Raw genomic sequence first — 20,402 nt, 5'->3', positions numbered from 1 at the left:
TTTCCCATGAGCCCACGACGCAGAGACGCAGAGAGCACCGCGGCCGCCCGCGCCGAGCGGCGGGCCGAGCTGCTGGCCACCGCGGCCGAGGTGTTCGCGTCACGGGGCTACGCGGCCACGACGGTCCGCGAGGTGGCGGAGGCCGCCGACATGCTCGGCGGCAGCCTCTACTACCACTTCGACTCCAAGGAGTCGATGGTCGACGAGATCCTGTCAGCCTTCCTCACCGAGATGTGGGCGGCGTACGACAAGGTGACCGGCTCCGGCCTCGGCGCGCGGGAGACCTTCGAGGCGCTGATCGTGGAGTCGTTCCGCACCATCCACCGGCACCGCCCGGCCGTCGTGATCTACCAGAACGAGTCCAAGCACCTCGCGACGAACCCGCGCTTCTCCTACCTGACGGAGTCGCAGCGGCGGTTCCGCGAGATGTGGCTGTCGGTGCTGGACCGCGGCGTCACCGACGGCGTCTTCCGGGCCGACCTCGACACCGGCCTCATCTACCGCTTCATCCGCGACACCGTGTGGCTGGCCGCGAGCTGGTACCGCGGTGACGGCCCGCTGCCGGCCGAAGAGATCGCCCGGCAGTACATAGCCATGGTCCTGGAAGGGATCCTGACAACAACCTGAGGAGTTTTGCGATGGCGGAGGCATACATCGTCGAGGCGGTGCGCACCCCCGTGGGCAGGCGCGGGGGAGGCCTTTCCGGCGTGCACCCCGCGGACCTGGGCGCGCACGTGCTGACCGAGCTCATGAGGCGCTCCGGGGTGGACCCGGCCGCGGTGGAGGACGTGGTCTTCGGCTGCCTGGACACGGTGGGCCCGCAGGCCGGCGACATCGCCCGCACCTGCTGGCTCGCCGCCGGGCTGCCCGAGGAGGTGCCGGGCGTGACCGTCGACCGGCAGTGCGGCTCCTCCCAGCAGGCCGTCCACTTCGCCGCGCAGGCGGTGATGTCCGGCACCAGCGACCTCGTCGTGGCCGGCGGCGTGCAGAACATGTCGCAGATCCCGATCGCCTTCGCCTCGCGCGGCGCCGCCGACTCCCTCGGCTTCACCGAGGGGCCGTACGTCGGCTCGCGCGGCTGGCAGGCCAGGTACGGCAAGCAGGACGTGTCGCAGTTCCGGGGCGCCGAGATGATCGCCAGGGACTGGGACATCTCCCGTGAGGACATGGAGGCGTTCGCCTTCGAGTCGCACCAGCGGGCGATCCGGGCGATCGACGAGGGCCGGTTCGACAGGGAGATCGCGCCTCTCGAGGGCGTCACCGCCGACGAGGGCCCCCGCCGGGACACCTCGCCGGAGAAGATGGCGGGCCTGAAGACCCTGGAGGAGGGCGGGCGGCTGACCGCCGCCGTCGCCTCGCAGATCTCCGACGGCGCGGCCGCCCTGCTGATCGCCTCGGAGGCCGCGGTGAAGGCGCACGGCCTGCGGCCCCGGGCCCGGATCCACCACCTGTCGGCCCGCGGCGAGGACCCCATCCGGATGCTGTCCGCGCCGATCCCCGCCACGGCGTACGCGCTGAAGAAGACCGGCATGTCGATCGACGACATGGACGTCGTCGAGATCAACGAGGCGTTCGCGTCGGTCGTGCTGGCCTGGCTCAAGGAGACCGGCGCGGACCACGCCCGGGTCAACCCCAACGGCGGCGCGATCGCGCTCGGCCACCCGCTCGGCGCGACCGGCGCCCGGCTGATGACCACCCTGCTGCACGAGCTCGAGCGCACCGGCGGCCGGTATGGCCTGCAGACGATGTGCGAGGGCGGCGGCCAGGCCAACGTGACCGTCATCGAGCGTCTCTAGTCCCGGCTCCCGGGCTCCCGGCCGTCCGGTGCGGGCAGATGGAACACCAGCGAGTGCCCCGGGCTGTCGACCACGTCGACCAGGGCGAGCCGGAAGGTCCGCGTGCCGAGGCCGGGAGCCCTGATCGTGCGGGGCCGCAGCCGCGGGCCGTGGACGTGCCGCTCGCCCCACCAACGACGGAACTCGGGGCTGGCCTCCCGCAGACCGGCCACCAGCGCGCTCATCCTCGGGTCGCCCGCCCGCAGCGGGTAGGCGGTGCGCAGCCGGGCGACGACGTCGAGGGCGTCGCCGGCCCAGCCGGGCAGCCGTCGCCTCGCCTCGGGGTCCGTCAGCAGCCACCACAGCATGTTCCTGCGTGAGTCCGGCAGCCGCCCGAAGTCCGTGTACCACTCCGCGGCCGCCCGGTTCCACGCCACGACGTCGCCGTACCGGTTGCCCGCGTAGAGGGGCCAGGGACCCTGACCTGCGGCCTCGACCAGCCGTGCGACGAGGTCGTCGCCCACGACCGGCGCGTCCACACTGCCCGGCCGGGTGCGCGCGAGCCGGTGGACGTAGCGGCGCTCGTCCTCGCTGAGACCGAGCACGCGGGCCAGGCTGTCGAGCACCTGGGGCGAGGGGTTGATGTCACGGCCCTGCTCCAGGTAGGTGTACCAGGTCGGGCTGAGGCCGGCGAGCACCGCGACCTCCTCGCGCCGCAGGCCCTTCGTCCGGCGGTGGGGGCCCACCGGCAGGCCCATGTCCTGCGGCGCCACCCGGGCCCGCCGGTCGCGCAGGAACCGCGCCAGCTCGCGCCTGTTGTCGTGCCCGGTCTCGCCGCCCATCCCACCCCCGCCGGTCGCCCGCGTCGCTCCATCATCGCGAACCGACGTGCCCGGCAGAAGAGGCCGGCCCGCCCCACCACCGGTCCGGCACGGTGAGCACCGCGGCGGCCGCGGCCAGCGCCCCGAGACAGACCAGGCTCGCCGCGAACGCCCTGCCGTACGCCTGGGGGGAGGCGGCGTCTCCTCCGGCGCCGCCCAGGACGCCGAAGAAGACGATCCCGATCAACGCCACGCCGAGCGCCCCGGCCATCTGCTGGACCGTGGACAGCACGCCGGAGGCCGAACCCGCGTCGCCGGGGCCGACGCCGGAAAGGGCCTGCGACAGCAGCGGGGCGCCGACCATGCCGATCCCCGCTCCGGCCACGGCCATCAGCGCCTCGTACAGCGGGAGGTCCACCTCCGCGCCGGCGTTCCGGGTGACCAGCGCGAGGCAGCCCTCCCCTGCGACGACGAGGAGCGCGCCGGCCGTGAGCGTACGGCGGCCCAGCAGGCGGGTGAACCGCGCGGCGTTCGCCGAGGTGGCGAAGAACGCCACGCCCATCGGGAGGAACACCAGGCCGGCGCCGAGAGGGGAGCGGCCCAGCCCGTCCTGCACGTACAGCGCGATGACGAGCATGAACGAGGCCATGCCGCCGTAGACCGCGAGCACGGTGGCCAGGCCGGCCGTGAACGACCGGGACCGGAACAACGACGGCTCCACCAGCGGGGCGCCGCCGGCCCGCGACAGGCGCACCTGCTGGACCGCGAACAGGGCGAACATCGCCGCGCTCGCCGCCAGCGACGCGAAGGTCCACCCCGGCCACCCCTCCTGTCTGCCCTCCACGAGCGGCACCAGCAGGAGCAGCAGCGCCGGCACGACGAGGACCACGCCCGTCAGGTCGAGGGTCCGCGCGGTCTCGGAGCGCGACTCGGGCACCAGGCGCAGCAGGAGCAGCGTGACCACGCCGACGGGCAGGTTCACCAGGAAACAGGCGCGCCAGCCCAGGCCGAGCACGTCCGCCGCGATGAGGAGGCCGCCGAGGACCTGCCCGCCGACGGTGGCCAGGCCGAGCGCGGCGCCGTACCCCGCGAACGCCCTGGGCCGGTCGTCGCCCGTGTAGGTGACGGTGATGACGGACAGGACCTGCGGGAACATCAGCGCCGCCGCGACTCCCTGCAGGACGCGGGCGGCCAGGAGCATCACCGGACCCGTCGCCAGGCCGCACAACGCCGACGCGACGGTGAACCCCGCCAGGCCGATCGCGAACACCCTGCGCCTGCCGTACAGGTCGCCGAGACGGCCGCCCGTGATCAGGCCCGACGCGTACGCCATGCCGTATCCGGCGACCACGAACTGGATCTGCGCGTCGGTGGCGCGCAACTCGGCCTGGGCCGAGGGGATGGCGACGTTCACGATGAAGAAATCGAGGATCGTCATGAACGTGCCGACGAGGATCACCGGGAGGGCGAGCCAGCGGCGGCGCCCCCGCACGGCGGTCCCGGCCGGTTCCGTTGCGAGAGAGGACATGCTTCGTCTCCTGGTCGTGGTGGAGGGTCCCGGCCAGAGCCTCTCCGGCCGTGGCGGGACGGGCCAGAATCGGCCGATGCCGGTATCGCGAGTGCCACCCTCCGGGGACGCCCGCCGATGGCCGGGCGGCGCCGATTCCGGGGCGCGGCGCCCGGCGCGGTAACCTCAACCGTCCACCGCTGTTTGGGAGCCCGGATGGCCTGCACGCACGACCGCACCACGACGACCCGCGCCCGCGCCGACAGGGTGATGTGGCGATGAGCGCCGTCACGGGTGAGGCGGCGCGCCGCCGCACGTTCGCGGTGATCAGTCACCCGGACGCCGGAAAGTCCACGATGACCGAGGCGCTCGCCCTGCACGCCTCGGCGATCACCCAGGCGGGAGCCGTGCACGGCAAGGCGGGGCGGCGGGGCGTGACGTCCGACTGGATGGAGATGGAGCGGGCCCGCGGCATCTCCATCACCTCGGCCGCGCTGCGCTTCGACTATCGCGGCCACGTGTTCAACCTGGTGGACACCCCCGGCCACGCGGACTTCTCCGAGGACACCTACCGCGTGCTGGCCGCGGTCGACTGCGCGGTCATGCTGCTCGACGCGGCCAAGGGCATGGAGCCGCAGACCATGAAGCTGTTCGAGGTCTGCCGTCACCGCCGCATTCCGGTCATCACGTTCGTCAACAAGTGGGACCGGCCGGGCCGGGAGCCGCTGGAACTGCTCGACGAGATCGAGGAGCGCACCGGCCTGCGTCCCACGCCGGTCACCTGGCCGATCGGCGCCGCCGGGAACTTCCACGGCGTGGTCGACCGGCTGGAGGGCCGCGCGGTCCGCTACACCCGCGCCCCCGGCGGTGCCACCAAGGCGCTGGAGACCGAGCTGACCCCCGAGCAGGCCGCCGCCGAGCTCGGGGCCGACTGGGCCCGCGCGGGGGAGGAGGCCGACCTGCTCGCCGCGATCGGCGCCGAGCACGACCAGAAGGCGTTCGAGGCCCACGAGTCCACCCCGGTGCTGTTCGGCGCGGCGCTGTCCAACTTCGGCGTGGCCCGGCTGCTGGACGTGCTCGTCGACCTCGCCCCCGCCCCGGCGCCCCGGCCGGACGTCGAGGGCGCGGTCCGGCCACTGGACGCGCCGTTCGCCGGCCTGGTGTTCAAGGTGCAGGCCAACATGGACCCCGCCCACCGCGACCGCATCGCGTTCGTCCGGGTGTGCTCCGGCCGGTTCGAGCGCGGCATGGTGCTCACCCACGCCGCCACCGGCCGCCCCTTCGCCACGAAGTACGCCCAGTCGGTGTTCGGCCAGGAGCGCGCCACCATCGACGAGGCGTACCCGGGAGACGTGGTCGGGCTGGTGAACGCCACCGCGCTGCGGCCCGGAGACACGCTCTACGAGGGGAAGCCGGTGGAGTTCCCGCCCATCCCCAGCTTCGCCCCCGAGCACTTCGCCGTGGCCCGGTCCCGGAGCACCGCCAAGGCCAAGCAGTTCCGCCGCGGCATCGACCAGCTCGACGGCGAGGGCGTGATCCAGGTGCTCCGCTCCGACCTGCGCGGTGACCAGGCCCCCGTGCTCGCGGCGGTCGGCCCCATGCAGTTCGAGGTCGTGCAGCACCGCCTGGCCACCGAGTTCGGCGCGGAGATCGTCCTCGACCGGCTGGAGTACACCCTCGCCCTCCGCACCGACGCCGAGTCCGCGGAGGTGCTGCGGCGCCAGCGCGGCGCGGAGGTGCTGACCCGCAGCCGCGACCAGGCCCTGCTCGCCGTGTTCACCGACCAGTGGCGCATGCGCTCCATCCAGCGCGAGCACGAGGGCCTGACCCTCGAACCGTTGATCGCCGGCCGGGGCCTCCCCGGCGCGTCGGCCTGACAGACCACGATCCGCACGATGGTCACGGCGCACATGTGCCGCAACGCGCGGCCTTCACCGCCTTGGCCGCGATTAGAGACGGCCCGGACTCAGCTTCGTGTGAGGGTCCAGGGGCCGTCGGCGTGGACGGTGATGAGGCGGGTGCCCGAGGGAAGCAGGACCTTGCCCTTGTAACGGCCGATGTCGTTGATGAGCAGGTCGGAATAGGAACCCGTCCGGGTGTGGGCGTGCACGATGAAGTTGGCCTCGCCGCCGTGCGTGGCCCGCATCGTACGCAGCCCCCGGGTGGGGGAGAGCTTGAGCACCTGGTCGCCCCTGCCGCGGATGGTCGCGGAGCACCAGCAGCGCGCCTTGTTCAGCGGCGTGAAGGTCGCCGTCCAGGCGCCGTCGGCCCGGATCGCGAGGCCGCTCGTGCCCCTGCTGCCGAAGTCGTTGTACAGGACGGTGCCGTCGTACAGGCCGATCTCGTTGACCAGCAACTCGCCCGTCTTTCCCCGCGGATCGACGGTGTGGACGATGAAGTTCGAGTCGCCGCGGTGGGTGAGGCGGACGATGCCGGGCTTCTTGGTCGTGTGGATCCGTACGACGTCGTCGCCTTCGCCGTGGAATCTCGTGTCGGCGTGGGCGGCGGCGGGGGTGGTGAACGCGGTGGCGGTCAGGGCGAAGACGGTCAGCATGCGGCGGAACATGACGCTCCTCGAAGGGGGATTCAGGGATAACGGACGGCCCGATCGGCGGGCAGCCGGCGGGTGACGAGAACCTCGGCAAAGTCCCCGGCGATGTCGGTGATGGTGCCGCGGCCCTCCACGACGGCGGCCCATTCGGCGGGAAGCGCCTCGGCGCCGTGCCAGGCGCCGAGGATGTTGCCGCAGATCGCGCCGGTGGAGTCGGAGTCGCCCGAGTGGTTGACCGCCAGGAGCAGGGCCGTACGCGGGTCGGGTGCGGCCAGCGCGCAGTAGACGGCGATGGCGAGGGCCTCCTCGGCGACCCAGCCGCCACCGAGCCGCTCGACCTGCTCCGCCGAAGGAGCGCCGGCGGCGGCGAGATCGAGGGCCGAGCGGAGCGCCGCGGCCGTCTCCCCGCCCTCGCACCCGAGGCGGCCCAGGGCCCGGCCGACCGCATGCCGGAGGTCCTCTCCGTGCGCGAGACCTCCGATGATCAGGGCGAGTGCCCCGGCGGCGTCGCCGGCGGCGGGATGGCCATGGGTGATGCGGGCGCACCGGGCGGCGTGCTCGAACCGCAGGCTGACGAACCCGAAGGGAGCCGAGCGCATGACCGTCCCACACCCCTTGGAATGCGGGTTGACCGGTCCCGTGCGGTCCGGCGCGTCGGCGTCGGCGCTGGGACGGACTCCAGTCCGCAGTCCCGACAGGCAGGTCGCGCCGGGCGCCCGCCGCGCGTACAGCCAGTTCTGCTCGCGCAGCCAGCCCGTACGGACCGGGTCGTCGCCGGCGGGCGGCGGCCCGGGATGGTCCTGCGTGTCGAGCCACCGCAGGTACGCGTCGTGCACGGCGGCGACCGTGCCCCGGCCGTGAAGCAGGGCGCGGATCAGGCCCTCGGTGGTGAACAGGGTCATCTGCGTGTCGTCGGTGACCTCGTGGCGGACCATCCCGGTCAACCCGTCCGGGCCGTACGTCTCACGGATCCGCCGCAGCGACAGGAACTCGACGGGGTTGCCGAGCGCGTCCCCGATCGCTCCGCCGAGCAGACAGGCCAGGACGCGCGGCCGGAGGGCGGCGACGCGCTCGCGCCCGCTCATCGCAGGGACACCGTGACGCCGCCGGAGAAGATCGAGTCGTGCAGTTCGATGGCCTTGAGGGTCAGGTTCTTCGGCACGTCGAAGAGCAGGAGCCCGTTGACGCTGTTGCCGGGGTTGATGTTCTCCAGGAACGCGTTGGAGTCCTGCAGCCAGATGGCCGCACCGGAGTCGGCGTCGAACGTGCGGCCCTTGGCGTCGATCAGCTTCTGCGCCGAGTCCGTGAACATCTGGGCCTCGTCGCCGATGTTCTTCACGGTCAGGTGCACCAGGACGTACTGCCCCTGTGCCTCGTGGGCAGTGAAACCCTCGCCGACCTGGGACAGCCCCTTCTCCACCTTGGTGACCTTGAAGGCGAACTTGCCGTCCTTGACGAGGTCGCCCAGCCCGGGGACGTGGGCCTTGCGCGGGGCCTGGGACTTGCCGGGCTTGGCGGCCTGGGCGGTTACCTCGGGACCGTCCGTGAGGCTGACCTGGGCGTCGTCGCTGCGGCTGCCGAGAACGACGCCGATGACGACCAGGATCGTGAGCACGGCCGCGCCGACGAGCACGGCCTTCAGGCAGCCGTTGCCCTTCTTCTGCACGATCACGGTCGGCGGGTACTGCTGCGTATACGGCTGCCGGTCGTAGCGCGGCTGCGGCTGCTGGGGATACGGCTGCTGCGGATTCTGGTGCACCGGGCACGCTCTCCTTCCTCATCCCGTCACGTTCTTGATGGCGGGCCTCGCTAGTAGAACACATGTGAATCGCACACACAAGTTATTCGGCGGTAGCGACCATTTTGCGCCGTTGTAGAGTGAGCTCTAGCCTTCGGTAGGGCAATCTGGTTGAATCCCACCCACACAACGCGAGATCACCACGGAGGGCGCGTGCAGCCGCTTTTGGCGGGCGATCCCCACGAGATCGGCCCCTACCGCGTCGTCGGCAGGCTCGGCGCGGGTGGCATGGGCGTGGTCTACGCCGCCGTCGACGTCTCGGGACGGCGGGTGGCCGTCAAGCTGGTGCACGAGGCGCTGTCGGTCGACCTGGAGTTCCGCCGCCGGTTCAGCAGGGAGGTCTCCGTGCTGACCGGGGTCGAGGGCGCCTGTGTCGCTCGCGTGCTGGCCGCCGACCCCGGCACCGAACGCCCCTGGCTCGCCACCGAGTTCGTCCCCGGCCCCACACTCGAACAGCACGTGCGGTCCGACGGGGCGCTGACCGGCGACGCGCTGTACGGCCTCGCGGCAGGGCTGGCCGAGGCGCTGGTCGCCATGCACGCCGCCGGGGTCGTCCACCGCGACCTCAAGCCGCCGAACGTGATCCTGTCGCCGGCGGGTCCCCGGCTCATCGACTTCGGGATCGCCAAGGTCCTCGACGAGACCTCCATGACCCACACGGGCACGCTGGTCGGCTCACCCGGCTGGATCAGCCCCGAGGAGTACGGCGAGGGCGGCGCGGGCACCCCCGCCGACGTGTACGGCTGGGCGTTGCTCGTGCTCTACGCCACCACCGGCGAGCCGCCGTACGGCACGGGCCGCCCCGAGGTGCTGGCCTACCGGGTGCGGGAGGAGACCCCGGACGTCGACTCGGTGCCCGAAGCGCTGCGTGACCTTGTGCGCCGTGCCCTGGCCAAGGACCCTGCGGCGCGTCCCACGGCGGGCGAGGTGCTCGCCGAGGTGACCACGACCTGGCGGGGAGAGGACGGCGAGGAGGAGCGGCCCGACGTCACCGCCTTGATCGAGCGTACGTGGGTGCTGTCCGAGCAGGACATCTCCGGCTGGCCCGAGCCGGCCGTCCCTCCGCCGCCTACCACGCTGCTTCGGGTCGAGGCCGCACGGCAAAAGCCTGGAACGCTCCCGGCGCCGACCGCCGCCTCCACCCCGGTCGTGGCCCCGAACGTGGTCACCGCGCCCCGTTCCGGCCCGAACTGGGTGCATGCGTACATCGCGACGGCCGCGGCCGTGACGCTGATCGTCGTGACCGCCATCATCGCCTCGTCCGCCTACGGTCCGGAACGTTCCACAGCCGTGGCGGAGCCGGCCGTGCCTTCCCCGCCGCCCGCCTCCGTCACGCCGGTTCCCGCCACCACGGTCACCGTGGCCCCCACGCCCACCGCGACGCCGAGCGCGACGCCGAGCGCGAAGAAGAAGCCCAAGCCCAAGGGCAAGAGGGTGTCGTTTCAGGGCATCGGCCTCACCCTGCCCAAGGGCTGGCGGATGCGGCAGGTCCGCAGCGATCTCGCGTGCATCGACTCGCCCCGCAGTCAGGGCGCCAGCGGCCCCTGGGACTTCGACTGCAAGCCGGACGCGCTGGCCCTCCGCACCGGGGCGAGCAACAGCCGCTGGCCCGGCTCGTCCATCGACGACCCCTATGTGGGCTGGCAGGTGGGCAGCCCCATGCCGTGCCTGCGCGACGGGCACGTGTGGCGGGACTGGACCGGCGGCTACAGCCTCGACTACGGCGCCTACGCCTTCTACGTCACCGCCTACGACGGCAGTCGCACCGGCTACACCCTGACGAAGATGGCCGACGGCAGGAAGGCCGCCTACCGCGAGTGGCTGGTGTGGTGCTCCGACTACGGCGACTACACCATCAAGATCTGGCACCTGCCGCAGTCGAAGGTCTCCCTCTTCGTGCTCAGCGCCCGGCCTGAGGACGCGAAGGGATACCGGCAGATCGCCGCGTCGGCCGACCTGAGGGGCTACCGGCACGCGGCGCCGGTGTGATGCCGGTCAGCCGGACAGGGCCAGCATCAGGTCGGCGGCGGTGGGACGTCCGTGTGGGTCCTTGTGCAGGGCGCCGGCGAGCGGACTCCGCAGGGCGGCGGGCACCGGGCCCAGGTCGGGCGAGTGCTCCATGATCTGCTGGGAGACCGCGAAGACCGAGGGGCCGTCGAACGGCAGCCTGCCGGTGGCGGCGTAGTACATCGTGCTGCCCCAGCTGAACACGTCGGAGGCCGGGCCTACCTGCTGCCCGAGCACCTGCTCCGGGGACATGAAGGCAGGCGTCCCCTTGGTCCCCGCGCTCGTGGTGAGCCGGTCCATCGCCCTCGCGATGCCGAAGTCGATGACACGTGGCCCGTCGGCTCCGAGCAGCACGTTGCCGGGCTTGAAGTCCCGGTGGACGATGCCGGCGTTGTGGATTCCGCGCAGCGCCGCCAGCGTCGAGATGGACAGCCTGGTGAGGCCGTCGGGGTCGCGCGGCCCCTGCTCCCTCACGAGCCGCTCCAGAGAGGGGCCGTGGACGTACTCGCTCACGATGTACGCCAGGTCGCCCTGGACGCCGACGTCGATGACGCGGGCGGTGGCGAACGACGGCACGCGCCGGGCGGCCAGCGCCTCCCTGACGAAGGCGTCCCGCTCGCCCGAGTCCGGTCCGACCCTGACGTGCAGGATCTTGACCGCCACCTGTTGCCCGTCCGGCGCCTGGCCCAGGTAGACCGTCCCCTGTCCGCCCTCGCCGACCTTCGTGAGCAGCGCGTACGGCCCCACCCAGGCCATGGCCGAGGCCTGGCCGGAGGCCGGCTGCGAGCCGAAGGAAGGCGTGGCGAACGAGGGCGATCCCGGGGAGTGCGGCAGCGGCCGGGTCGGCGGGGCCGGAGGGCCGTACGCCGGCGGGTAGGTAGACGTCGCCGGCGCCGGTGTGGTGACATGCGGGAACACCTTGCCGCGCAGCAGGAAGGCATGGACCGTGCCTCCCGCCCACATGGTGCCGAACCAGACGTAGGCGGTGAGGGTGTTCCGCCAGTCGTCGCTCGGCACGCCCGTCAGCAGGTTCGCCACGACCATGAAGGCGATCAGCCCGAGGGAGTAGCAGACGGCGCCGAGGGTGAGCCCCCGCCTCCTCAGCCGGCCCGCCGCGAAGCCGATGACGAAGGGCGTGCCGAGCCCGCAGGTGAGCAGAGGCACCAGCGCCCACACCACGCTTTTGCCCGACGGTTTTCCTCCCGACCTGCGGGGGTGGAGTGGCTGGTGCGGGCCGGGGAGCATGATTCAGCATGATAAGTGATCACAACGTCTGGAATCAGTGCTTCTGGTCCGTTCCAGGCGGATGCCTCTCCGTTGGCACGTGACGTGGGCCAAGGAATTAGCTCAGTGCGGTGTGAATTGACTAAACATGATGACTGCTTCGGGCTGTGGCGTGAAGAGGTTCTCGGATAGGGTGTGGGACGGACCTGCTGAGCTGGCGGCACCCGTCGAGATTGGTGTGAACCTGGCATGCTGATAAGCGTGGACGATTCCGGGGGGTTCATACGTATGTGCGGCCTGCGTGCCGAGGAGCGGCTCCGCCGAGCGGGGGACGAGGGCAGGGTTTCGAAAGGCAGGGTTTCGAAAGGCAGGGTTTCGAAAGGCAGGGTTTCGAAAGGCAGGGTTCCGAGGGGCAGGGTTCCGGAGGAACGGCGATGAGGCCCGAGGACGTCACGGTCAACGCGGCGGACATCGCACGGCTCGCCGACGTGGGCAGGGCCGCGGTGAGTAACTGGCGCAAGCGGTTCGAGGACTTCCCTCAGCCGGTCGGAGGCACGGCGAGCAGCCCGGCCTTCTCGCTCGCGGACATCGAGGCGTGGCTGCGCCGTCACGGACGGTATGTCGAGGTCGCGCCGGTCGAGCGGCTGTGGCAGCGGCTGCGGGCCAGCACCGACGACATCCGGCTGGGCGACGCCGTCGCCTACGCGGGGACCCTGTTGCTGTCGGTACGGCAGGATCCCGCGAGCTGGCGCGAGTCGCTTCGCCTGGACGACGACTCCCTGCTCCGGCGGCTGCCCGCGGACGCGCCCGACGGGGTCACCGTGGACGCCGGTCTGGTCAGGGCCATCGCCGAGGTGGGCGAGGCCGAGGGCCCCGCGGCGGCGTTCCGGGGCATCTGCGACCGCTACGTCGAGCTGCACTCGCGCAGGCTGCTGGCCACGCCGCGTCCCGTCGCCGAGCTGATGGCCAGGCTCGGCGGCACCGTCGGCGCGACGGTCCTGGATCCCGCCTGCGGGATCGGCACGCTGCTGCTCGCCTCCGGCGCGTCGCGTGCCCTCGGTCAGGAACTCAACGAGAGCGCGGCGCGCCTGGCCGGGATCTGCCTGCGGTTCGCGGACGCGGCGGGCAGCGTGGCGGCCGGCGACTCGCTACGGGCCGACGCCTTCCCCGGCGAACTCGCCGACGTCGTGGTCTGCAACCCGCCGTTCAACGAGCGCGGATGGGGATACGAGGAGCTGACCAGCGACCCCCGGTGGGAATACGGCCTGCCTCCGCGCGGCGAGTCGGAGCTGGCCTGGGTGCAACACTGCCTCTCCCACGTCAAACCCGGCGGCCTGGTGGTGATCATGATGCCGGGCACCGCGGCCGCCAGGCGCCCCGGCAGGCGGATCAGGGGCAACCTGCTGCGCGCCGGCGCGCTCAGAGCGGTCATCACGCTCTCCGCGGGAGCGGCCCCCGCCTCCAGCGGCGCTCCCGACCTGTGGGTGCTACGCCGGCCGGCGCCGGGGGACAGCCCGCCGTCCGACGTGCTGATGGTCGACGCGGGCGAGGATCTCGTCCTGGCGGACAAGGCGTGGAAGGCGTTCACCGACGGCGCCGAGCTGCCCGCGGGCAGCGGCAGCGTCCGGATCATCGACCTCCTCGATGAGGAGGTCGACCTGTCCACCGGTCATCGGGTGGTGTCGTCGGAGCAACCCGGCTCGGCGGGGTACGCGGCCGTACGGGAACGGACCGAGGCGCTGCTCCGCGGCCTCGGCGCCGGGCTCCCCCGGCTGGTGGCCGGCGGGCGCGGGGAATTGCCGATGACCACCGTCGGCGAGCTCGTCCGCGCGGGCGTGGTGGCGATCATGCAGGGTCCGCTCAAGATGCCGGACGAGGGCGACCTGCCGGTGCTCACCGCCAAGGACCTGCTGCTCGGCAGGGCGCCGAGCGGCCGTACGGCCGACGTGGCGGGCCAGGTGCGGATCGAGGCCGGGGACGTGGTCGCACCGCTCATCGCGGGAAGCGGCCCGGTCCCACGGGTGATGACGGAGTCCGGCGCGGTGCTGGGCGCCCAGCTCCTGCTCGTCCGGACCGACCCGGAACGGCTTGACCCGCACTTCCTCGCCGGATGCCTGCGCGCGGCCGGCGGCACCTCGACCAGGCTCGGCTCCTCGATGCGATTCGATCCCCGCCGCGCGCAGCTGCCCCGTCTCGCCGTCGAGGAGCAGCGCAGGTATGGCGAGGCGTTCCGCGGGCTCCTCGAATTCGAGGACGCGATGCGGGCCGCGCGGGAGATGAGCGAGAGCCTGGTTGCGGCCGGCTTCGACGGCCTGTTCGATGGCACCCTGCGACTCGAATGATCTGACAGTCCCGGGGAGGCGCGGGTGACCCTCATCGCCGGCAGGTACAGGCTCGACCCGGCGCGCGCCGGCGGGGGAGGCATGGGAGACGTCTGGGGCGCCGTCGACGAGAGACTCGGGCGCCGAGTGGCGATCAAGTTCGTGCGGTTCCCCGACGACGTCCGTGACCAGAGGTGGGAGGCACGTTTCCGTCACGAGGCCACGATCATGGCGAGGCTGTCCCACCCGGGCACACCCGCCGTCCACGACATCGGGGCGCATGACGACCCGCTGCGCGGACGGCGGCAGTTCATCGTCATGGAGTACGTGGAGGGGGCGGGGCTCGACGACGTCCTGGCCGAGATCGGGCCGCTGCCCGTCGGGTGGGTGGCGTCGATCGGCGCGCAGGTGGCCGCGGTGCTCGACGCCGCGCACGCCAGGGGGATCCTGCACCGCGACCTCAAGCCGGCCAACCTGATGCTGCGCACGGACGGCTCGGTCCAGGTGGTCGACTTCGGGCTTGCGGTCATGCACGATCCCGCGCTGACGAAGCTGACCCGCACCGGCGAGTTGCTCGGCACCGAGTCGTACATGTCGCCCGAGCAGGTGCGCCAAGAGGAGCCCACTCCCCGCAGCGACCTGTACGCGCTGGGCTGCGTGCTGCACGAACTGCTGACCGGCCGCACGCTGTTCAGCGGCCCGACCGTCTTCAGCGTGATGCGGCAGCAGGTGAGCGTCCCGGCCGCGCCTGCGGCCCGGTGGCGGACCGGCGTGCCGGCCGCACTGGACGAGCTGCTGCTGTCGATGCTGGCCAAGGACCCCGAGGACCGGCCGGCGAGCGCGCGGGAGGTCCACGAGCGGCTCATGCCGTACCTGTCGGAGACCGCGCCGCTCCCGGGCTTCACCTCACCCGCGCCGAGCCCGGCCCGGATGTACGCCGTGGCGGCCGGCCGTACCGGCACCGGCGGCGCCGCGGTCGCCACGCCCGCGCCCCTGGACGGGGACGGGTTCAGTCGTGGCGACCTCCATCGCGCACGACGCCGTGCGGACTCGCTGGTCCGCGAGTCGCGGTACGCGGAGGCGGCCGCCGTGCTCGCCGAGGCCGTGGTCCCGGCGAGCCGGGCCCTGGGCGCGGACGACAGCGAGGTGCTGGGGCTCGGCGTCCACCTCGCCGACGTTCTCTTCGACGGCGGTGACCACCTGGGCGCCGCGCAGGCGTTCCACCAGCTGGCCGCGCAACTGGGCCCCGGCGACGAGCGGGCCTTCCAGGTCCGGATGCGCGAGGCGACCTGCTTGCTGCACCTCGGCGACACCGAGACGGCCCTGCGGCTGATGCGCGAGCTGCTGACGGGCGAGCTGCGCGTCTCCCCCGAGGACGACCTGCGGACGCTGGAGCTGCGACGGCAGGTCGGCGAGCTGGAGCACGCCGCCGGACAGCACGAGGAGGCCCGGCGGACGCTCACGAGCCTGCTCGGCGACCTGACCGCGCTCTACGGTTCCGGCCACCCGGCCACCGAGCGCGTGCGCGAGATCCTGGCCGGCCTGTAGGCCGTCACCTCACACTGCCGCCGCGCATTGCGATGACAAACACCGTGAAGTGGGGTAAATCGCAGTAAAAGACGGGAGGCGCCTTGACGACGATCGTGCATGCCCATGACGGACGGACGCTCGCAGTCGAGGAGAGAGGTGAACTGGAGGGGACCCCGGTGTTCTTGCTGCACGGCACGCCCGGCAGCAGGCTGGGGCCCTGCCCACGGGCCTCCGTGCTGTACCGGCTCGGGGTCAGGCTCATCACCTACGACCGGCCCGGATACGGCCTGTCCGATCGCAGGATCGGCAGGACGGTGGCGGACGTCGCCGAGGACGTGGCGGCCATCGCCGACGCGCTGGGAATCGGCTGCTTCGCCGTGATCGGGCGTTCCGGAGGCGGCCCGCACGCCCTGGCCTGCGCGGCGCTGCTGCCCGATCGCACCACGCGGGTGGCCGCGCTGGTCCCGCTGGCACCTCCGGGGGCCGAGGGACTGGACTGGTTCCACGGCATGACGGAGTCGAACGTCGCCGAGTACACGGCGGCCCAGACGGGCTACCACGCGATGATGGACCTGCTCTCTCCGGCGGTGGAGCGGATCAGGGAGGATCCGACGCGGCTGGTGCCGGCGCTCGACGACGACCTGCCCGAGCCCGACCGCCATGTCATCGCGGACATCGGGATCCGCACCATGCTGGCCGACAACTTCGCCGAGGCCGTACGGCGCTCGGCGGCGGGCTGGGTGGACGACGCGGTCGCGTTCAGCTCGCCCTGGGGCTTCGAGCCGGAGAGCATCTCCGTACCGACGCTGCTGTGGCACGGCGGAGCGGACGTCTTCTCCCCTGTGGGCCACTCCCGATGGCTGGGCCAGCGGATCCCCGGCGCGAGGGTGGTGATCCAGGAGGGCGCGGCCCATTTCGGTGCGATCCAGGTCCTGCCGGACGTGCTCACCTGGCTGTCGGCGGCCTGACATCAGAACGGCTGGGGTTCGAGGTCCCTGTTGATGCGCCGCCACTCCTTCAGGTGGGCCAGGGTCGGATGGGATTCGCCCAGGACCCTGCCGAGGACGGGCAGCAGGCGATCCCTGATGCGCTCGGCCTGCGCGACCTGTCCCGCCGACCACAGCGTCACGGCGAGGTTGGCCTCGCACGCGAGCGTGTCCGGATGGAGGTCGCCGAGCTTCGCCCGCAGGGCCTCCAGAGTGCGCCGTTCCAGCCGCTCGGCTTCGTCGCGCCGTCCCTCCTCTCCGAGGCAGTTCGCCAGGTTGATCGCCGCGGAGAGTGTGAACGGGTGGGCCGGGCCCAGGTTGGCGCCCAGCCCGTCGTGGGTCGCGACGGCGACGGCGGTCGCACGATCCAGCTGTCCGGACCCCCGCAGGTAGATCGCCAGGTTGTTCATCGCGATCAAAGTGCCCGGGTGGTTGTCGCCCAGGGTCTGCCGGTAGATGTGCACGATCCTGCCGGCCAGCTCGTGGGCCCCGGCCTTGTCGCCGAGCGCCGACATGCAGCAGGCGAGCTCCAAGGTCGCGGCCAGCGCGTCGGGAGTGCCTGCGTAACGCTGCCGGTAACGCTCTTCGGTCTCCTTCGCCAGCTCCCACGCCTCCTGTTGCTCGCCGGCTCTGCGGAGCGACACCGCCAAGCTCTTGGCCGCCCTGAGGGTGTCGACGAACGCCTCGCCGAGCGACTCCCGGTAGTGCTGAAGGGTGGTGCGCAACAGGTCCACCGACTCCCGGTAGAGGCCGATCTCGCGCAGGTCGCGGGCGAGGTGGGCGGCGGAGAACAACGTGTAGGGGTGGTTCACCCCGAGCACCCTGGTCCGCCGCTGCAGGGTGTCCTGGTCGAGGTCGCGGGCGCTGACGGCGTCGCCGACCAGCCGGTAGCACAGCGCCAGGTTGTTCGCGGAGGCGAGAGTGCGCGGATGGTCCTCACCGAACAGCGTCTTCCACCGCTGGTAGGTGACCCGGTCCATCTCCAGCGAGCTCTCGTACTCCCCGAGCCCCCGCAGGTCGGCGGCGAGGCCGCCCGCCGTCAGCAGCGTGTGCGGGTGCCTGTCCCCGACCACCTGGAGCTGCTGCTCGCGAACCCACATGTCGAGGTCCCTGGCCTCCTCGTACTTCCCCTGCGAACGTTTCACGTTGGCCACGTTGAACAGCAGGTGGAGGCGCTGCCTGTCGTGCTGCCCGAACTCCTCCTCCCAGAAGTTCGCGAGCCGCTCGCCGAGGGCCAGAGCGCTGTCGAAGTCGCCGCGTTTCCACAGGTATCGCACGCGGTCGGTGAGGAGCTGCCGGGTCTCCTCCTCGGTGCACTCCGTGGCACGGGACGGCTGCAGATGCTGCCAGATCAGGTCGTAGCGGATCCAGTTCTCCGGGTCGTCCACGTCGCCCTGCCGGGGGCGCGCGCCGACGAGGATGCGGTGCACCGCGTGGCAGGCCTTCTCCTGCTCCTCCTGCGGCATCTGGCTGCGGATCACCGACTGCACCAGACGGTGCACCTGGATCGTGTTGTTGCCCTGGTCCACCTTCGCGAGGGCGAACCTGCCGATCTCCTGGATGACGCGGCCGAGCACGAGCTTCTCGCGCAGCGTGTCGTCGTACGGCAGCAGCGACTCCACCATCTCGTCGCTGTAGAGGAGCTGCATCGAGATGGGCTCGGGGGCGAAGAAGGCACACAGCTGGAGCAGCCGCACCGACGCGGGGGAGCTCTCCTGGAGCTGGGTCAGGGAGAGGTTCCACGTCACGGCCACGGGGTGCGGGTAGTCCGCCGGCTGGTTCAGGGACGAGAGCACGCGCGCCGCCTCGGTGTCGAGCTGCTCCAGCAGCGTCGCCGCGGGGAGGCCGGTTTCGGCGAGCCAGGCCGCGGCCTGTTCGACCGCGAGCGGCAGGTTGCCCAGGGCCTCCGCCACCCGGCGGGCTTCCTCGGAGGCCAGTCCCGGCACCCGGCGGCCGAGGTGTTCCAGGCTCTCCTCCTGGCTGAAGACGTCGACCTCCAGTGGTGCCGCCACCGTCGACCACGCCTGGTTGCGCGAAGTGATCAGGACGTGCCCCGACGAACCGCCAGGAAAGAAGTCCCTCAGGTCCTCGGGATCTCCCGCGTTGTCGAAGATCAGGAGCCAGCGGCCGTACGGCCGGCCCAGGCGTAGCGCCTCGCGCACGGCGGAGACCACCTCGGCGATGTTGTCGGCCACCGGGATGCGCAGCTGCCGCGCCAGCTCCTCGAAGGCCGAGTTGATCCGCTCGGGATCCTCCGAGGAGATCCACCAGACGAGGTCGTAGTCGGCGCGGAAGCGGTGAGCGTACTCCAGCGCCACCTGGGTCTTGCCGACACCCCCGAGGCCGTACAGCGCCTGCGGCAGCACGACCGCCGAGCTGCCGCCGACGAGCTGGTCGCGTAGCCGGTCGAGCACCAGCCCGCGCCCGGTGAAGGCGGCGTTGCGGGCCGGGACGTTCCACACGGCGGGCTCACTCCCCGGAAAGCGGGCGCCGAGCCCTCCGGTGTCGAGCGCAGGCCCGTCCTCGGCGCGGCCGAAAGCCCGCAGCACGGTCGCGGCCGCGGCGTGCTCGGAGATCCGGGTGAGGTCGGCGAGCGCCCGGTCGCCGAACGGTGAGGGGAACCGCGACTCCGAGACACGCAGGGGGATGACCTCTCCGCGGCCTGATGCCTCCGGACCGGTCAGCCGCTGCCACACCTCCTCCCCGCGGGACGCGCGGATGTAGGCGCCCGAGAGCACGACGACCGTCCGCAGCCCCTCGCCGCCGAACTCCAGCGCCTCGTCGGTGTCGACGCCGCGCAGCTTCACCCGGTAGCCGTACCGGTCGAGCAGGGCGGCGATCCAGTCGGCCCACATCCGGTCCTCGGAGGCGTAGCTGAGGTACACATCGGCCTGGTGAGCGGGGTGCCGGCGAGTGAACGCGTCCAGGTGGCGAAGACGCAACGACTCTTCCATCTGTGGGAAGGACGTGACCTCGCCTTCAGTGATCACAGCGGTCAGGCGCTCGAACGCGGCCAGCATCGAGGTCGGCCGGTTCGGCTCGTCGCCGAAGGTCGCCAGGATCTCCTCGAAGGCGTAGAAGGGCGTGTAGGGGATCTCCACCGCGCCCCAGTACTGGTCGGCCTCCTCCTGGCTCATGCCGCGGGGGAACTTGTCGAACCGCCGCTTGGCCAGGCTCCGGCCCGCGTCGCACTTCTCCTTCTCGCCCATCTCCACGCGCATCGGCACGGGCAGGACGCGGATGTTGCGGTCCCCGTAGCGGTCGTCGATGTGCCGCGCCACCGACGAGGTGCCCTCGATGCCCTGGTCCGAGAGGGTGAAGCAGGCGACGAGCACATCGGGCAGCTGCACGGTGCAGATCTCCGCGATGTCGCTCAGGCCGGTGCGGCTGTCGATGAGCGTGTAGTCGTAGCAGGCCTTCATGTCGTCGCGCAGCGCGTCGAAGAACTGCCCGCCGCCCTGTCGCTCGTAGAAGGTGTCCCAGTCGAAACCGGAGACGAGAGAGGAGTAGTCGCGGTTCTGCCGGCCCGCTGAGAGGAAGTCGAGCGTGCCCTCACCGGGGAAGTCGAAGTCGAGGGAGACGGCGTGCGGTTCGACTCGGGCGTACTGCCGGTGCCAGTCGCGCGGCCTCGCCGCCTGCTTCATCGCCGCCCACTGATAGGTGGTGATGAGGTCGATGACTCCGGAGGTGGTGGTCACCACGCCGCTGTCGAGAAAGGGGCGGAAGAACTTGTGCAGGCCGGGCGACTCCAGGTCCCAGTCGACGACGAGCACGCGCTTGCCGCCGCTCGCGAGAACCCATGCCGTGTTCGCCAGCGCCATCGTCCGCCCCGTACCGCCCTTGTACGAGTAGAAGGTGACGATCCGGCCCTCGCTCATGTCG

Annotated in this window: 14 protein-coding genes; 7 read left to right on the top strand and 7 right to left on the bottom strand. The window is 71.9% G+C overall.

Going from position 1 to position 20,402, the window contains the following annotated elements; all coding sequences use genetic code 11:
• The first annotated feature begins 6 nt into the window (after positions 1 to 6).
• Both IL992_RS21295 and IL992_RS21290 read left to right on the top strand, forming a co-directional pair.
• Positions 7 to 627 (top strand): TetR/AcrR family transcriptional regulator, encoded by a 621-nt coding sequence (locus IL992_RS21295; protein WP_079316033.1) that lies wholly within the window; start codon positions 7 to 9, stop codon positions 625 to 627.
• An 11-nt stretch (positions 628 to 638) separates the two neighbouring features.
• Positions 639 to 1,796 (top strand): acetyl-CoA C-acetyltransferase, encoded by a 1,158-nt coding sequence (locus tag IL992_RS21290; protein WP_193205121.1) that lies wholly within the window; start codon positions 639 to 641, stop codon positions 1,794 to 1,796.
• Here IL992_RS21290 and IL992_RS21285 read toward each other — a convergent pair.
• Positions 1,793 to 2,617 (bottom strand): helix-turn-helix transcriptional regulator, encoded by an 825-nt coding sequence (locus tag IL992_RS21285; RefSeq protein WP_193205120.1) that lies wholly within the window; start codon positions 2,615 to 2,617, stop codon positions 1,793 to 1,795. The two genes, IL992_RS21290 and IL992_RS21285, sit on opposite strands and share 4 nt — an antisense overlap.
• Positions 2,618 to 2,648: 31 nt before the next feature.
• Positions 2,649 to 4,124 (bottom strand): MFS transporter, encoded by a 1,476-nt coding sequence (locus tag IL992_RS21280; protein WP_226873502.1) that lies wholly within the window; start codon positions 4,122 to 4,124, stop codon positions 2,649 to 2,651.
• A gap of 257 nt (positions 4,125 to 4,381) precedes the next feature.
• Between IL992_RS21280 and IL992_RS21275 the strand changes: the two genes are divergently transcribed.
• Positions 4,382 to 5,980 (top strand): peptide chain release factor 3, encoded by a 1,599-nt coding sequence (locus IL992_RS21275; protein ID WP_193205119.1) that lies wholly within the window; start codon positions 4,382 to 4,384, stop codon positions 5,978 to 5,980.
• 89 nt (positions 5,981 to 6,069) lie between these two features.
• On the opposite strand, the gene IL992_RS21270 is transcribed toward IL992_RS21275, so the two are convergent.
• The 3 genes from IL992_RS21270 to IL992_RS48430 are packed head-to-tail and all read right to left on the bottom strand — an operon-like array spanning position 6,070 to position 8,413.
• The gene (locus IL992_RS21270; protein ID WP_193205118.1) at positions 6,070 to 6,669 is read right to left on the bottom strand and encodes a hypothetical protein; all 600 of its coding nucleotides are present in this window, start codon (positions 6,667 to 6,669) and stop codon (positions 6,070 to 6,072) included.
• A gap of 20 nt (positions 6,670 to 6,689) precedes the next feature.
• A complete protein-coding gene (locus tag IL992_RS21265) occupies positions 6,690 to 7,739 on the bottom strand; it encodes an ADP-ribosylglycohydrolase family protein (protein WP_193205117.1) in 1,050 nt (349 codons plus the stop codon).
• The gene (locus IL992_RS48430; RefSeq protein ID WP_193205116.1) at positions 7,736 to 8,413 is read right to left on the bottom strand and encodes a DUF4352 domain-containing protein; all 678 of its coding nucleotides are present in this window, start codon (positions 8,411 to 8,413) and stop codon (positions 7,736 to 7,738) included. The genes IL992_RS21265 and IL992_RS48430 overlap by 4 nt, the downstream gene beginning before the upstream one ends.
• Before the next feature lie 192 nt (positions 8,414 to 8,605).
• Between IL992_RS48430 and IL992_RS46355 the strand changes: the two genes are divergently transcribed.
• On the top strand, positions 8,606 to 10,441 hold the full coding sequence (locus tag IL992_RS46355; RefSeq protein ID WP_319018709.1) for a serine/threonine protein kinase: 1,836 nt from the start codon (positions 8,606 to 8,608) through the stop codon (positions 10,439 to 10,441).
• Positions 10,442 to 10,447: 6 nt separating this feature from the next.
• Here IL992_RS46355 and IL992_RS21250 read toward each other — a convergent pair whose 3' ends face one another.
• Positions 10,448 to 11,704 carry a serine/threonine-protein kinase gene (locus IL992_RS21250; protein WP_193205115.1) on the bottom strand — a complete coding sequence of 419 codons (1,257 nt, stop codon included), beginning with the start codon at positions 11,702 to 11,704 and terminating at the stop codon, positions 10,448 to 10,450.
• Between the two features lie 413 nt (positions 11,705 to 12,117).
• On the opposite strand from IL992_RS21250, the gene IL992_RS21245 reads away from it, so the two are divergent.
• The 3 genes from IL992_RS21245 to IL992_RS21235 all read left to right on the top strand — a co-directional run bounded on the left by IL992_RS21245 (position 12,118) and on the right by IL992_RS21235 (position 16,502).
• On the top strand, positions 12,118 to 14,025 hold the full coding sequence (locus IL992_RS21245) for an N-6 DNA methylase (RefSeq protein ID WP_193205114.1): 1,908 nt from the start codon (positions 12,118 to 12,120) through the stop codon (positions 14,023 to 14,025).
• A 24-nt stretch (positions 14,026 to 14,049) separates the two neighbouring features.
• Entirely contained in the window at positions 14,050 to 15,552 is a 1,503-nt protein-coding gene (locus tag IL992_RS21240) for a serine/threonine-protein kinase (RefSeq protein ID WP_193205113.1), read from the top strand.
• 83 nt (positions 15,553 to 15,635) lie between these two features.
• Positions 15,636 to 16,502 (top strand): alpha/beta fold hydrolase, encoded by an 867-nt coding sequence (locus IL992_RS21235; RefSeq protein ID WP_079316039.1) that lies wholly within the window; start codon positions 15,636 to 15,638, stop codon positions 16,500 to 16,502.
• 2 nt (positions 16,503 to 16,504) lie between these two features.
• Here the strand turns inward: IL992_RS21235 and fxsT are convergent, their stop codons facing one another.
• On the bottom strand, positions 16,505 to 20,398 hold the full coding sequence (fxsT, locus tag IL992_RS21230; protein ID WP_193205112.1) for an FxSxx-COOH system tetratricopeptide repeat protein: 3,894 nt from the start codon (positions 20,396 to 20,398) through the stop codon (positions 16,505 to 16,507).
• Positions 20,399 to 20,402 lie beyond the last annotated feature (4 nt).

The organism is Microbispora sitophila, assembly GCF_014892245.1.
Taxonomy (GTDB): Bacteria; Actinomycetota; Actinomycetes; order Streptosporangiales; family Streptosporangiaceae; genus Microbispora; species Microbispora siamensis.
Note: the sequence above shows the minus strand (reverse complement) of the source record. Positions and strands in the feature narration are given on the sequence as shown.